Source organism: Dokdonia sp. Asnod3-C12, assembly GCF_045063975.1.
GTDB lineage: Bacteria > Bacteroidota > Bacteroidia > Flavobacteriales > Flavobacteriaceae > Dokdonia.
The window spans coordinates 68,605-82,141 of record NZ_JBEFNY010000003.1; the positions used below are offsets into that span (position 1 = coordinate 68,605).

At 35.7% G+C, this 13,537-nt stretch carries 15 protein-coding genes; 10 read left to right on the forward strand and 5 right to left on the reverse strand.

The window, feature by feature from the left end:
* Positions 1 to 104: 104 nt before the first annotated feature.
* Positions 105 to 524: a glyoxalase gene (locus tag ACJJVW_RS00330; protein ID WP_298327889.1), complete on the forward strand. Its 420-nt coding sequence runs from the start codon at positions 105 to 107 to the stop codon at positions 522 to 524.
* Positions 525 to 693: 169 nt separating this feature from the next.
* Here ACJJVW_RS00330 and ACJJVW_RS00335 read toward each other — a convergent pair whose 3' ends face one another.
* The 3 genes from ACJJVW_RS00335 to ACJJVW_RS00345 all read right to left on the reverse strand — a co-directional run bounded on the left by ACJJVW_RS00335 (position 694) and on the right by ACJJVW_RS00345 (position 2,996).
* The gene (locus ACJJVW_RS00335) at positions 694 to 1,377 is read right to left on the reverse strand and encodes a DUF2461 domain-containing protein (protein WP_298327887.1); all 684 of its coding nucleotides are present in this window, start codon (positions 1,375 to 1,377) and stop codon (positions 694 to 696) included.
* 149 nt (positions 1,378 to 1,526) lie between these two features.
* A complete protein-coding gene (locus tag ACJJVW_RS00340; RefSeq protein ID WP_405250357.1) occupies positions 1,527 to 2,075 on the reverse strand; it encodes a type 1 glutamine amidotransferase domain-containing protein in 549 nt (182 codons plus the stop codon).
* A 141-nt stretch (positions 2,076 to 2,216) separates the two neighbouring features.
* The gene (locus ACJJVW_RS00345) at positions 2,217 to 2,996 is read right to left on the reverse strand and encodes a tRNA pseudouridine synthase A (protein WP_405250358.1); all 780 of its coding nucleotides are present in this window, start codon (positions 2,994 to 2,996) and stop codon (positions 2,217 to 2,219) included.
* A gap of 90 nt (positions 2,997 to 3,086) precedes the next feature.
* On the opposite strand from ACJJVW_RS00345, the gene ACJJVW_RS00350 reads away from it, so the two are divergent.
* From ACJJVW_RS00350 to ACJJVW_RS00365, 4 genes are all read left to right on the forward strand, one after another.
* The gene (locus tag ACJJVW_RS00350; RefSeq protein ID WP_405250359.1) at positions 3,087 to 3,521 is read left to right on the forward strand and encodes a hypothetical protein; all 435 of its coding nucleotides are present in this window, start codon (positions 3,087 to 3,089) and stop codon (positions 3,519 to 3,521) included.
* Positions 3,522 to 3,610: 89 nt separating this feature from the next.
* On the forward strand, positions 3,611 to 4,414 hold the full coding sequence (locus ACJJVW_RS00355; RefSeq protein WP_405250360.1) for a DUF1853 family protein: 804 nt from the start codon (positions 3,611 to 3,613) through the stop codon (positions 4,412 to 4,414).
* Between the two features lie 128 nt (positions 4,415 to 4,542).
* Complete coding sequence (locus ACJJVW_RS00360) at positions 4,543 to 5,337, forward strand: LytTR family DNA-binding domain-containing protein (protein ID WP_405250361.1); 795 nt, start codon at positions 4,543 to 4,545, stop codon at positions 5,335 to 5,337.
* 102 nt (positions 5,338 to 5,439) lie between these two features.
* Positions 5,440 to 6,681 carry a hypothetical protein gene (locus ACJJVW_RS00365; RefSeq protein ID WP_405250362.1) on the forward strand — a complete coding sequence of 414 codons (1,242 nt, stop codon included), beginning with the start codon at positions 5,440 to 5,442 and terminating at the stop codon, positions 6,679 to 6,681.
* A gap of 60 nt (positions 6,682 to 6,741) precedes the next feature.
* Here the strand turns inward: ACJJVW_RS00365 and hisIE are convergent, their stop codons facing one another.
* Entirely contained in the window at positions 6,742 to 7,341 is a 600-nt protein-coding gene (hisIE, locus tag ACJJVW_RS00370; protein ID WP_298327865.1) for a bifunctional phosphoribosyl-AMP cyclohydrolase/phosphoribosyl-ATP diphosphatase HisIE, read from the reverse strand.
* Between the two features lie 22 nt (positions 7,342 to 7,363).
* The gene (hisF, locus tag ACJJVW_RS00375; protein WP_108879017.1) at positions 7,364 to 8,119 is read right to left on the reverse strand and encodes an imidazole glycerol phosphate synthase subunit HisF; all 756 of its coding nucleotides are present in this window, start codon (positions 8,117 to 8,119) and stop codon (positions 7,364 to 7,366) included.
* Between the two features lie 215 nt (positions 8,120 to 8,334).
* Between hisF and ACJJVW_RS00380 the strand changes: the two genes are divergently transcribed.
* The 5 genes from ACJJVW_RS00380 to ACJJVW_RS00400 all read left to right on the forward strand — a co-directional run bounded on the left by ACJJVW_RS00380 (position 8,335) and on the right by ACJJVW_RS00400 (position 13,521).
* A complete protein-coding gene (locus tag ACJJVW_RS00380; RefSeq protein WP_144784234.1) occupies positions 8,335 to 8,532 on the forward strand; it encodes a hypothetical protein in 198 nt (65 codons plus the stop codon).
* 44 nt (positions 8,533 to 8,576) lie between these two features.
* A complete protein-coding gene (locus ACJJVW_RS00385; RefSeq protein ID WP_339849023.1) occupies positions 8,577 to 8,993 on the forward strand; it encodes a VOC family protein in 417 nt (138 codons plus the stop codon).
* Positions 8,994 to 8,996: 3 nt separating this feature from the next.
* Positions 8,997 to 10,034, forward strand: coding sequence for an AI-2E family transporter (locus ACJJVW_RS00390; RefSeq protein ID WP_298327855.1), 1,038 nt, complete (start codon positions 8,997 to 8,999; stop codon positions 10,032 to 10,034).
* Between the two features lie 110 nt (positions 10,035 to 10,144).
* The gene (gene ppgK / locus ACJJVW_RS00395) at positions 10,145 to 10,891 is read left to right on the forward strand and encodes a polyphosphate--glucose phosphotransferase (RefSeq protein ID WP_405250363.1); all 747 of its coding nucleotides are present in this window, start codon (positions 10,145 to 10,147) and stop codon (positions 10,889 to 10,891) included.
* Between the two features lie 110 nt (positions 10,892 to 11,001).
* Positions 11,002 to 13,521 carry a M14 family zinc carboxypeptidase gene (locus tag ACJJVW_RS00400; RefSeq protein ID WP_405250364.1) on the forward strand — a complete coding sequence of 840 codons (2,520 nt, stop codon included), beginning with the start codon at positions 11,002 to 11,004 and terminating at the stop codon, positions 13,519 to 13,521.
* Positions 13,522 to 13,537 lie beyond the last annotated feature (16 nt).

Sequence of the window (13,537 nt, forward strand, 5' to 3'; positions counted from 1 at the left end):
CGATTTATCGGGGGCTTTGCTCGTTAATAAAGTATTGAGAAGTTATAGCATATCAATTGCGAGCCCCCTTATCATTGCTTAACTTTAAATAAAAACAAAGTGCCATGAATGATAGACCAAACGATATTAAAAGGATTAGACCGGAAATACCTAAGGCAAAAGTACATGACCAAATGAGTAATGAAGAGCGCTTTCAGAATGCTACGCTTAGACCCATTGTAAAGCTTCAAAACCCGCTGCTTATAGAAGTATTCAAGTCATACATTATAAAGAGAAAGAATGTCTTTCATAATTTGAGTTTAGAAAAACGATTACTGTATATTGAAAATGCAGTAAACAAGGATATGAAATTTCGCAATAGCATTAGAGGTATGATTGTAGGTCACTTTACTGTAGATGAATATCTACAATATAATAGGGATTCTTCTGCTTATAATAAACGAATCGCTAACTTAATAAGGGAACGTCTTATAAGTCAAGTGCAACTTTTTGACATCCCTAAAGAAACAATAGACACTTTATAGTTATGCAAATACCAACAGACGTACCTAAACCGCAAAATAATAGCCCTATAGATCCTTCATCGCCTATAGAGCTATTAATATTTATAATATTACCTGTTCTTTTAATTATTGTCTACTTCGTAAACAGAAAAAGAGTCAAGAATAAGAATAAGAATAAGCAGAAATAAAACTAAAGTAATGATTCCCCATTGAGGTCAGTAGTTAATACGTCACTCATATAATCAAAAAAGGGTCTTAGTAATCTAAAGTGACTCAAGGCAATCTTTGTGAAATCTGGAGATGTAATTTCTTTATCAGTAAAGTTTTTCCTTACTACGAAGTTTTTGAGCCTTATGAGATCAATATTCGGATCATTTACGTCAAAACCTCTAGGTGCTGTCTTGACAGGATTCCATGCATCAAAGGCGCCTCCAAACGCTTTCGCGAAAGCGGTATCAGAAAGAATCTCCCGTATCTCACTAGCATCCATTTGAAATTCTGTGCGTATACGTTTCAAATCGGCTGGTTCTGGATTAAAAAAACCGCCTGCTATTGCAGATTTATTACCAGGCTCAATTCTTAAATAATATCCACCTCGACGGTGTGCTCCTACTCTACTAAAACTTGCAGAACGATGTACGTTATAAGGAGTTTTGTCATTGCTAAATCTTACATCCCTATTAATACGAAAGACCTTAATTTTCTCAATTTCATCAGTTTCATTAAGTCCATCTACTATAGAGGCGTAAATTTGCTTTAAGGCTTTCTCATTAGCCTGATAATCTTTCTTGTGCTCTGTCATCCACTCACGCGAATTATTCTCACGTAAGGATTCTAGAAAAGATAAAGTAGATTGAGGTATCGAAGTAGTCATATGTTATTTTTGCTGAGTTACTAAATTAGTTATCTAATATTAGAGCTGCAATCCTCAATCTTAAGTAAGGTATGCATTATCTAACGTAAAGGCATTAAAAAACCATCACATTCAAGTGATGGTTTTAATATTGTCAATTTGATAACAAATTATGCATGTTGTAAATCATGCTTTCCCTCTTTAATTTCCTCAATTAACTTAGCGTTAAAGGCTGGTAAATCATCTGGATTTCTACTTGTTACTAACGCTTCATCAACCACAACTTCTTTATCCACCCACAGAGCTCCTGCGTTTTCTAAGTCAGTTTTTATACTATTAAATGAAGTCATTGTTCTTCCTTTTACCACGTCTGCTTCAATAAGTAATTGTGGTGCGTGGCAAATAGCTGCTACTGGCTTACTTTGCTTAAAAAAATCTCTAATGAAGATGAGCGCATCATCATTACGTCTTAATTTATCAGGATTAATAACTCCTCCTGGTAACATTAATGCATTATAATCCTTTGCACTTACATTATCTATTGTATCTGTTACCTCATAAGAATTAGACCAATTTCCATCTGCCCATCCTTTTATAGTTCCAGATTTCTCACTTATAATATCTACGGTGAATCCTTCGGCTTTCATTGCCTCCATCGGTGATTTTAACTCACTTTCTTCAAATCCGTCTGTTGCTAATATTGCTACTCTCTTATTCATAATCTTTCTATCTTTTAGTTATACAATTAATTATGATACAAAGATACTAGCACACTCTAGCTGTGGCCGTTAAAGAGATTATAACAAAAACAAGCTTTGGGTTAAACCTTTATTAATGCAATGAACAATTTGTTAAGATTGTTAAATCTGGACATTTTGAAGCAATAATCCGCTGGCTTGAGCAATTCTAGTCAATTTAATATCATTGCTAGCATCTAGCGTTTTCTTGAAGAAGTCTAAATCTACATTACCCTCGCCTATATCAAACAGCATCCCCATCATTAATCTTATTTGATGTCTCTTAAAACCTTTACCGCTTACGCGAAAGGCAAAACTTTCCTTAGGAAAAAAATTTGCTGTATATAGTTCGTTTGTCTCTATTAGAGAAGAAGATATATTACCAATAGTCTTTGTCTCTGGATTAGGCTTATAAGCATAAGACCTAAAATCATGTTCTCCTTCAAATAATCGCGCAGCCTCTTTCATCAACTCAATATCAAGTGATCCAGCGATATTAATCATGTAAGGTGCTGCAAAGGGATGATTTTTTTCACCGTAAGAAAATAAATAAACATACTCCTTAGCTATAGGAGCATCCATCACATTAAATTTCTTATCTACTTGGGTTATCTCAAGGCATCTTATATCTTGAGGTAAATTATCATTAAGAAGCGTGAGAAATCCATCTTCAGGGAGCGGACTATCATTTAAAAATAACTCAACATAAGCCACATTTGCCGAAACCTTTGCATCTGTTCTTCCAGAAGCAAGTAGTTTAAAGTTTTTACGATCTAATACATATGAAAAAGTACGTTCCATCATACGTTCTACAGTAAGAACGTCTGGCTGTTTCTGCCAGCCATGATAACGAAATCCTAAATATTGAATCTTAAGAAGGTAATAAAAGCGCTTGTCAAACATTCTTCAAAAGTAATAGCCTTACACCAATTAAAGTTTGATAGTTAAAAAATAATTGTAAATTAAAACACAACTATTTAAAAACCAATCTCTATGACGACTTCACAAAAACCCTCTACGCTATTTTGGGTAATAGCAATTGTTTTACTTCTTTGGAATTTTATGGGAGCCAGTGCTTTTATAGTAGACAACTTCTTTACCGATGCACTCGCTGGCACTTATAGTGATGAACAAATGGCTGCTATAAATGCAACACCTATATGGTCAAAAATATTATACGGTATTTCAACAATAGGCGGTCTCCTTGCAGCCATATTACTGATTACTAGAAAAACAAAAGCTGTTCAAGTTTATGCCATATCTCTTATTGCTGTAATTATACATACAGTTTACAATATAGGTTTTGCAGGTGCTATGGAGCTTTTTGGTGTGGGAGAAGGACTCATATTTCCACTAATCATAATTGTACTCGCGATTTTTGAATACTGGTGGAGTCGTTATAGCGCATCAAAAGGGTGGCTCAAGTAAGCCCCAACGCAAATCATTTAAAGAGCTATCCCAATTATTGCGACAGCTCTTTTTGTTTGTTATGGATTCATAATCAGTATTTTTAACTTATGAAGCATATCAATGGATTTTTAGCTACGCCACCACTTTGGACGCAAACAGCATTTGGCCTTTCCCAGTTTGAAATGCCTAGCATTGATCTTTCTACGTTTGTTACGCAGCCTATTCCCTCAAAAATTAGATTAGGTCATCAAATTGAGTATATATTCAAACAACTTTTAAACCACACAGAGCGCTATAAAGTACTGGCACACAACATTCAGATTTTACGAGATAAGAATACTATTGGAGAATTAGATTTTATAGTAGAAGACCGCTTTCGCGAAAGCAAAAAGATCCACATTGAGCTCACCTACAAATTCTACATTTTGGATGACACGATTAAAGAGCCTCTACATAGACTTGTAGGACCCAATAGAAAAGATAGTTTTTTTACCAAAATGGAAAAAACGAGAGATAAACAGCTACCTCTTGTATTCACTCCAGAAGGACGCACTACCCTCTCCACCCTTGATATAGATCCTGACGAATTAGAGCAACAAACCTATTTTCTAGCACAGCTTTTTAAACCTTACGGCCAGCTATCACCTACTATTGAGCCACTCAACGAGCAGTGCATTGTTGGGTATTGGATACGTATGGAGGGTTTAAACACCAGTGACTTTAAAGAATACACTTTTTATATCACGCTCAAAAATGAGTGGTTGCATGAGCCTCATCTTGAGAGAACTTATATAAAGCACGAGGATGCACTTACATCTATAGCCGAGAAACATAACCATAAAAGAGCACCGCTATTATGGATAAAAAAACCAAGTGGAATTATAGAAAAATGCTTCGTAGTTTGGTGGTAAAATCAGTAATACTTAAGTTTAATGGGCTATTGTAAAACGCTTTACGGCAATTACTTTATAAAATGTATTACACACGCATTAAAAATGAAGCATTATATCTCGTTATTTCAAAATTAAATTAATTCATATTGAAAAAACATCCATTTGATCCTTCCATAAAACATCAACTTATTATAGCCTTAGGCATGGCTTTATGGATTTTTACATTTCTATATTTTACAGAGCCACTTGATGTTTCTCAGCTACATGATAGTGAACGTCTCTTTATCTTATCACTTTATGGTCTTCTTGGCGCACTTTGCTATGTAACCATACTTCCATTTCAATACTGGTTATTTAAAAAAACTAATAATCAATGGTTACTTATTAATGAGATAAGCTTTTTTCTTGTCTTTGTTATTTGGTCAATTGTCGTGATGCGTAGTTTTTACATGTATGTCGTAGTACGTGGCGAACCTAATCCGTACTCTCTTTACTATTATCTAACTTCTATTTTTCTTCCAGCGGTCCTTACCATTTTTCCTATAGTTCTCATAGGGCGTTTTGGTTTTGGAAAGTATAAACAAAAGCAAATTGAAGAACAAAAAATAGAAATAAAAGGTGATGGCAATTATGAAGGAATCAGATTATTCCTATCAGATTTAATAGCACTAGAAGCGTCAGATAATTATGTAGAAATTCATTTTCAAGATAATGGCTCGTATAGAAAACAATTAATTAGAGCTCGATTATCTCACCTAGAAAAATCACTACCAAGTATGATGAGAACACACCGCTCTTATTTGATAAATCCATCGCATTTTTTATCCTATAAAACAGAATCTGGTAAGTTAGGTCTCGTTCTCTCTCATGAAATTTTTATACCTGTGTCAAAAACTTTTGCGCCTAGCACAAAAGAAGCCCTGAATTTTACCACAAACTAAGGACATCTCACCCCAAAGCACTGTGTTTATTGAGATTGTTGATTTTGTAATTCTAGATTTGTTTCATCAAGTATTTAGAATTAATCTTTAAAATCATCTATTATGAAAACACTTATCACACTTTCAATAGCCGTATTTTTTCTTTTTTCCGCTTTCGCGAAAGCGCAATCCACTCAAACCTGCAACTGCGTAGAGGAACTCTCTTTCATTAATGAACAAATAAAAGAAATGACTTCTTTTAAGAAACAAATGAAAGGAAATAAACTCTCAGAGTACACAACTACCTTAAATCAATTAGAGCGAGAAGTGAATACACAAATGAGTGTTACAGATTGCTTTTCTAAGCTCAATGCACTACTATCTGTTGTAAAGGATAAACATGCACACATACGTCATATGAAGCCTGTAATCACTTCCGAAATAGTAGACCAAGATGTTGAATTAGAACTTTTTCGCAAAAGCGAACTATTTAAGAATCATCCTAAGAGTAATATGAGCGTTGAAGAACTCATAGCAGAATTATCAGAGAAGTCTTTTGAAAGTCTAGAAGGCATTTATGAGAAAAAGGAATCTATGACGGTAGGCGTTATTAAGAAAGGTGATGCTTATGAAGGAGTTGTCCTTACCTCTAATAATAAAGGCTGGATTCCTGAACAGATTGCTTATAGAATTACGCCAAATGGAGAAAATATGTATGATGTACTTACAAGCGATATTCCTGGCGGAAAGTTAAGATATGTGAGAGGACTTCTATATTCTAATGGACGCTTATGGCATCTTAAAAAAGAAGCTACTAATGTGATTTCTGAGGTTAAGGAAGACCAAATAGATTGGGAATTTAAACAACTTACACCAGACACGCAGTATGTATATATGGGGACATTTTCAAATAATAGTAAAAATGTAGCCGCTTTTAATAAGTTTTATGAGGAAACAAAAGATAAGTTTACTGCAAAAAATATTATCGTAGATCTACGTGATAATTCTGGAGGTAATTCTAAATATTCAGATCCTTTTTATAAAATCTTTAAAAAGAACAAAATGAATGTTTATGTCGTTACAAACTTCTGGTGTGGAAGTAATGGCGAGCAATTTACTCTCAAACTGAAAGGATTAAAAAACGCAAAACATCTAGGCCAGCGCACGTATGGTGCCCTTGCTTATGGTTCTAATTATGGGAATCTAATAGACTCACCATCCGGTCAATTTGCAATTTACCCTACAGATATGAATTTTCATAAATTTATAAATTATGAATATGTAGGCGTACAACCAGAAATCAAATTAAGTTTTGATAAGGACTGGATTACTCAAACCTTAGATATCATTGAAAATAACAACTAATTAAGTGTGATAGCTGGTCAACTGGAGAAGTAGTATTATTGCTACTTCTCCATTGATTTTTTATTTATGTCTAGAGATAAGTGTTTTCTCTACATCACGTAAGTGGAAACCTTTTGCTTGTAGCAATACCATAATGTGAAAAAGAAGATCTGCACTTTCATTTAAGAATAAGTGATCATTATCATCTTTTGCTTCTATTACAACCTCTACTGCTTCTTCTCCTACTTTTTGAGCTACCTTATTGATACCGCTATTAAATAGTGATGCAATGTATGAATCTGCGTTGTCCTTATTATTCCAACGATCTTCTATAATTTCTTCTAGCTGTGTTAAGAAGCTGAAGTTACTTTTATTGCTTTCTCCCCAGCAGGTATCTGTTCCTTTGTGACACGTAGGTCCTTGTGGTGTTACCTGGATAAGCAGTGCATCATTATCACAATCGTTCTTGATGTTATCTAGCAATAAGTAATTCTTAGTTTCCTCTCCCTTTGTCCATAGACGTTGCTTAGAGCGACTAAAGAATGTTACTTTATTTGTAGCAATTGTTTTCTCGTATGCCTCATTATTCATAAAACCTAGCATCAAGACATTCTTAGTTCTTGAATCTTGAATGATTGCTGGTACGAGACCATTCTCGTATTTTTTAAAATCTATTTCCATTACTTTTTTTTATGAACGAGTTTTATGATCTCATCGCTATTCCTTGCGAAGTTAACTCTTGTTTTAAATCTGTTATTTCTATTTCTTTAAAGTGAAACACACTTGCCGCTAGTGCTGCATCTGCTTTCCCTTCTATAAAAGTATCTGCAAAGTGTTGCATGTTTCCCGCGCCACCACTTGCGATTATAGGTATGTTTAAACTTTCAGAAAGTCTTGCTAGTGCTTCATTTGCAAATCCATCTTTTGTACCATCATTATCCATTGATGTAAATAAGATTTCTCCTGCTCCACGAGTTTCCACCTCCTTTGCCCAATCAAAAAGATTTAGTTCTGTAGGTACTTTTCCGCCTACTAAATGTACTATCCACTCGCCATCTATAAACTTTGCATCTATAGCTACTACGATACACTGTGAGCCAAATTTTGCTACTAGTTCATTTATTAATTCTGGTCTTTTTACAGCACTAGAATTAATAGAAACTTTATCGGCGCCATTTTGTAGTAAGATATCTACATCTTCTACAGATGAGATTCCTCCTCCTACTGTAAATGGGATATTTACCTGTGATGCTACTCGCAATACTAGGTCTGCAAGGGTCTTACGACGTTCTTCTGTTGCAGATATGTCTAAAAAAACTAGCTCATCTGCACCAGTATTAGAGTAGAGCTTTGCAAGCTCTACTGGATCTCCAGCATCACGCAAGTTTACAAAGTTAGTTCCTTTTACAGTTCTACCATTTTTAATATCAAGACAAGGGATAATTCGTTTTGTAATCACGCGGAACGTCTAAAAGATTAGTAATTAAGGTTGCAAATTTAAATAAAAGTGCCGCTACTACCCCACAAAATAAAAACTGCTTTTCCCAAAGATTGCCAAAATGTACCTCACATTCATAAACTCCTATTAAAACTGTGATAATGTGATGTTAACTAGTAAATCATCACTCCATCAATCAATTACTTTTAACTTCTAAATAATAAAACGAATAAGTTATGATTAAGATTATAGGAGTAATAGCGTTAATTGCAGGTGCCATTATGTTAGTACTTGGTGTTATGGGAATTTTTGGAAGTTTGAGCACAGGGATGAGCCCGTGGGCATTTACAATACTTGGTGTAGTATTTTTCTTTGCAGGCATCTCATTACTTAAACATAGAAAAGATACAGACGCAATTGCATCTGAAAAATAAACAAAGCAAAAAATGGTGTAAATTAGTACTTCAAAACATCCATTATGACAGTACGACCATTCCACCTTGCTATTCCCGTAGATGACGTAGAGAAAGCAAGAGTTTTTTATAGAGATATTTTAAATCTACCTGAAGGCCGCAGTAGCGATCATTGGGTAGATTTTAATTTTTTTGGGCACCAACTTGTAATACATTATAAAGAAAAATCTACCGTAGATGAAGTTCACAATGAGGTAGATGGTAAAGCAGTTCCCGTCCCACATTTTGGAGTGGTTTTAGAATGGAATCAATTTCAAAAATTTGCTGAGGAAATTGCACCCCACGTAACTTTTGTAATAGCTCCTTATACACGCTTTGAAGGACTTGTAGGAGAGCAATCAACAATGTTTTTTTATGACCCTTGCGGTAATGCTTTAGAATTTAAAGCTTTTAAAGACGATTCTCAAATCTTTGCAACATAATATATGCAATCAATAAAACCTGGATTACTTAGACAAGCCTTTGTTATTTTCCTAATCATACTATTAGGATGGCTTATTTTTAAAGAAATGGCAACGTATCTTTCAGGTGTTCTGGGAGCAATCACGCTATTTGTATTGATGCGTAAATGGCAAGGATATCTTGTAAAAAAACGTAAGTGGAATCCAGGTATAGCAGCAGGATTATTAATGACTGCGTCTTTTCTCGTAATCCTCCTTCCTATCGCTGGGCTAGTACTTATGCTTACCTCAAAAATAAGTAAGGCAGTAGAAAATAGCGGGAAAGTCATAGATATTGTTAAAACGCAATTATCTTCTCTAGAGACTAGGTTTGGGATGGATCTCGCTAGTTCGATAGATACAAGTTCCATTACAGAGTGGGTTAGTAATAATCTTCAAGGCCTCGTAGGAAGCACGTTTAATATCTTTATTGCTATAGGGATCATGTACTTCATGCTTTACTATATGCTCACTAATAGGAGAACATTTAGAGAATCACTTTTAGAGTACATCCCACTTAGTGACAAAAACTTAAAATTAATAGGAAAAGACAGTGTAGATCTAGTAAAATCTAATGCCATTGGTATTCCGCTGGTTGCACTGCTGCAAGGTGTAGTCGCTCTCATCGGGTTTCTGATTTTAGGTGTAGAAGATCCATTTTTCTGGTTTGCAATAGTAACAGTAGGATCTATGATTCCATTTGTAGGGACCGCTTTAGGGGTAATTCCAGTATGTATTATCCTATATGCGGCTGGTGATGTTTGGCAGTCTATAGTGCTTGCTTTGTACGGCATTATCGTTGTAGGATCTACAGATAATTTATTTAGGCTAGTGATACAGCAACGTCTTGCAGATGTACACCCGCTAGTAACTATTATCGGAGTTATTGTGGGTGTGCCGCTTTTTGGTTTTATAGGCTTAATCTTCGGCCCTATTGTAGTGAGTATTTTTCTACTTATTGTAAAAATTTACAAGCAAGAGTACGGTAAAGAGGTTCATGAGGAAGAAAAAGAAGTACTATAACTACCTACTAGTATTTGTTTTACGCTTTCGCGAAAGCGTAACTTAGAGATCATTCTTTGAGTTTTATTCAAAATTCCTATCTTTCACTTCCCAAAGCAAACCATCACTACATGCAAATACTAGGCATAGACATAGGCGGAACCGGAATTAAAGGAGTTCCCGTAGATCTTGAAACTCAAGAATATCTAGGAGAACGTTTTAGAATAGATACACCACGTCCCGCAAAACCCAAGGCTATTGCACAGTGCGTACAAGAACTTGTAGAACATTTTAATTGGACTGGTCCCATAGGTGTAGGTTTTCCTACAGTAGTGGTAGATGGTAAGGCCATGGCTTACGGCAATATGCATAAAAGCTGGCAAGGAGTTCAAATAGACAAACTTTTTACCGAAAAAACAGGACTTCCATGCTCTGCCATAAATGATGCAGATGCAGCTGGCCTTGCAGAAGTAAGATATGGCGCAGGAAAGGATTTAAAAGGTCTTGTTGCTGTGATTACAGTAGGAACTGGAATTGGTTCTGGCTTGTTTTATAATGGCCAGCTCATCCCTAATTTTGAATTAGGTCGTTTACCATACAAAAAAAAGCCTATTGAACAATATGCAGCAAACTCTGTGCGCAAAGCAGAAGACTTGACTTACAAAGAATGGGCAGAGCGTTTTAATTTTTTCTTAAAAAATGTAGAGTTGATTTGTACTCCTAACCACTACATCATAGGCGGTGGCATAAGCAAACACATGGAGGAATTTGAAAAATATCTTACTACAGATATCCCTATCGTAGCTGCCAAAACCAAAAATCATGCAGGTATTATAGGAGCAGCTTGTGGGTATCTTGATAAAATGGAACGCAAGTAATATTAATTTTCATTTACTTGTAGTTATTATTTGAGTTTACACTTCTCACGTGCGAGCACGATTTCTTTTGTTTACTTTTAAAGCGTAACAACTTTAAATCGACCAAAAGAATGCGTTTATTACTTACACTTACTACCCTACTATTAAGTTGCCTTAACACACTTGCTCAAACTGGCAGTGTAGATATGGATTACTACCTTCCTAAAGATGTAACTTATGATCAATCTATTCCTACACCAGAAAGCATTATAGGCTATACGCCTGGAGAATGGCACGTAAGTCATGATAAACTTTCTGAGTACATGCGTACACTCGCAGCTGCTAGTGATAGAATTACAATAGAAAACAGAGGTAAAACTTTTGAGGGTCGCCCTATTCTTTTACTTACAATTACTTCTCCTAACAATCACAACAACCTAGAAGCGATACGCGCAGAGCATGTAAAACTTACAGAAAACGGAAGCGGTTCTTTAAATACTAGTGATATGCCTATCGTAGTATATCAAGGACTTTCTATACATGGTAATGAACCTTCTGGGGCAAATGCTGGACTTGTAGCTGCTTACTATCTTGCCGCTGCACAAGGCCCTAAAATCGATGACTTACTTAAGAACACAGTCATCCTTTTTGATCCATCCTTTAATCCAGACGGTTTACAACGATTTGCATACTGGGCAAATACTAATAAGAGTATAAACATCAATCCTGACCCACAAGATCGTGAATATAATGAGGTATGGCCTGGCGGACGTACTAACCACTACTGGTTTGACATGAATCGCGACTGGCTTCCTGTACAACTTCCAGAATCTCGTGCTCGCATCAATACCTTTCATAACTGGTATCCTAATATTCTTACAGATCACCACGAGATGGGATCTAACAGTAGTTTTTTCTTCCAGCCAGGAATACAATCACGTACACACCCACTCACGCCTGCTTTAAACCAAGAGATCACAAAACAAATAGGTAATTATCACGCGGCAGCACTAGATAAAATAGGTAGCTTCTACTACACAGAAGAAAGCTTTGATGATTTTTACTATGGAAAAGGATCTACATTTCCAGATATAAATGGAGGTATTGGGATTCTTTTTGAACAAGGAAGTAGCCGCGGCCACGCTCAAGAAACAGAAAATGGATTACTAGAATTTAAATTCACCATACGCAATCAGTTTACTGCTATCTTATCCACATTAGAAGCAGCGCAAGGAATGCGTTCAAAATTACTAGACTATCAGCGCGATTTCTTTAATAACGCTCGAGGCGAAAAAGCGAATGGTGCATACGTTTTCGGGAGTGAAAAAGATGCAAGTAGCTCTTATCACCTTGCTGAAATACTAAAGCGTCATAAAATTAAAGTGCATGAAGTAGACAAAGATTTTACCGAAGGTAATAGCAACTTCAAAAAAGGAATGAGCTACATGGTTCCAAAAAACCAAAGACAAAGCCGCCTTATAAAAGCTATGTTTGAAAAACGAACTACATTTCAAGACAGTTTGTTTTATGATATTAGTGCATGGTCTTTCCCACTAGCATTTGGTGTAGACTTCTCAGAAAATGCATCTTTAAATAACGCGGGTAATGAGATTCAAGAGTTATCGATGAAGCCAACGCCTGCCGTCGCTTCAAGTACCTATGCATACTTGATGGAATGGCATGACTACTATACTCCCAAGGCACTTAACAGCATCTTAAATAAAGGAATAAGAGCAAAAGTAGGTATGGAGCAATTCATCCTAGAAGGTGCTACTTATGACTATGGGACTATTATGATTCCTGTGCAAAATCAATCATTGAATCCGCAAGAGTTAAATGCCTTTATAAATGAGATAGCTCAAGATGCACATGTAACTATCAAATCTGTGAGCACCGGGCTTACACAAGGAATAGATCTCGGTAGTAATCAGTTTAGAGCGCTTAAGCCTGCAAAAGTTGCTATTATTGTAGGGGAAGGCATTAACCCGTACGATGCAGGAGAAATCTGGCATCTATTTGATACACGTTATAATATGCGTATCACAAAACTCGACACTAAGAGTTTAGGACGCGCAGACCTATCTCAATACACAGATATCATTCTACCTAATCTCTGGGGAAGCGCTATAGATAAAGGCACTACAGAAGATATTAAACAATGGGTTCGCGATGGTGGTACACTTATAGGATATAAAAATGTAGCCAACTGGTTCAAGGGTAACAAAATGCTGAATATTTCTTTTGAGGAAACTAAAAATCCTGCTAAGAATGTGAGCTTTGAGCAGCGCAGAGATTTTAGCGGTGCGCAAGTAATAGGAGGAGCAATCTTTGAAGCAAAGCAAGATAGATCTCACCCTATTAACTTTGGATATACAGGAGATAAGGTTTCCTTATTTAGAAACACCACTATTTTTGTCAAAGCAGACTCTACTAGTTATAAAAACCCTATCCAGTATACTAAGACTCCTTTGCAAGCTGGTTATATTTCAAAAATTAACCTAAAAGCAATTCCAGAAACTAGACCTTTTGTACATCAAAGTACTGGACGTGGTGAGGTGATTTTATTTACAGATAACACAAACTTTAGAGCGTTCTGGTATGGTACCAATAAATTATTAATGAACGCTATCTTCTTTGGTAGCGAGATGTAATCGCAATATTTAATTT

Bases quoted from the DNA above. Each gene is read 5' to 3' on its own strand.
- hisIE (WP_298327865.1), bottom strand. From the start codon at position 7,341: ATGGAAATAGATTTTAAAAAATACGAGAATGGTCTCGTACCAGCAATC.
- ACJJVW_RS00330 (WP_298327889.1), top strand. From the start codon at position 105: ATGAATGATAGACCAAACGATATTAAAAGGATTAGACCGGAAATACCT.
- ACJJVW_RS00355 (WP_405250360.1), top strand. From the start codon at position 3,611: ATGAAGCATATCAATGGATTTTTAGCTACGCCACCACTTTGGACGCAA.
- ACJJVW_RS00385 (WP_339849023.1), top strand. From the start codon at position 8,577: ATGACAGTACGACCATTCCACCTTGCTATTCCCGTAGATGACGTAGAG.
- ACJJVW_RS00390 (WP_298327855.1), top strand. From the start codon at position 8,997: ATGCAATCAATAAAACCTGGATTACTTAGACAAGCCTTTGTTATTTTC.
- ppgK (WP_405250363.1), top strand. From the start codon at position 10,145: ATGCAAATACTAGGCATAGACATAGGCGGAACCGGAATTAAAGGAGTT.
- ACJJVW_RS00365 (WP_405250362.1), top strand. From the start codon at position 5,440: ATGAAAACACTTATCACACTTTCAATAGCCGTATTTTTTCTTTTTTCC.
- ACJJVW_RS00335 (WP_298327887.1), bottom strand. From the start codon at position 1,377: ATGACTACTTCGATACCTCAATCTACTTTATCTTTTCTAGAATCCTTA.
- ACJJVW_RS00350 (WP_405250359.1), top strand. From the start codon at position 3,087: ATGACGACTTCACAAAAACCCTCTACGCTATTTTGGGTAATAGCAATT.
- ACJJVW_RS00380 (WP_144784234.1), top strand. From the start codon at position 8,335: ATGATTAAGATTATAGGAGTAATAGCGTTAATTGCAGGTGCCATTATG.
- ACJJVW_RS00400 (WP_405250364.1), top strand. From the start codon at position 11,002: ATGCGTTTATTACTTACACTTACTACCCTACTATTAAGTTGCCTTAAC.
- ACJJVW_RS00340 (WP_405250357.1), bottom strand. From the start codon at position 2,075: ATGAATAAGAGAGTAGCAATATTAGCAACAGACGGATTTGAAGAAAGT.
- ACJJVW_RS00345 (WP_405250358.1), bottom strand. From the start codon at position 2,996: ATGTTTGACAAGCGCTTTTATTACCTTCTTAAGATTCAATATTTAGGA.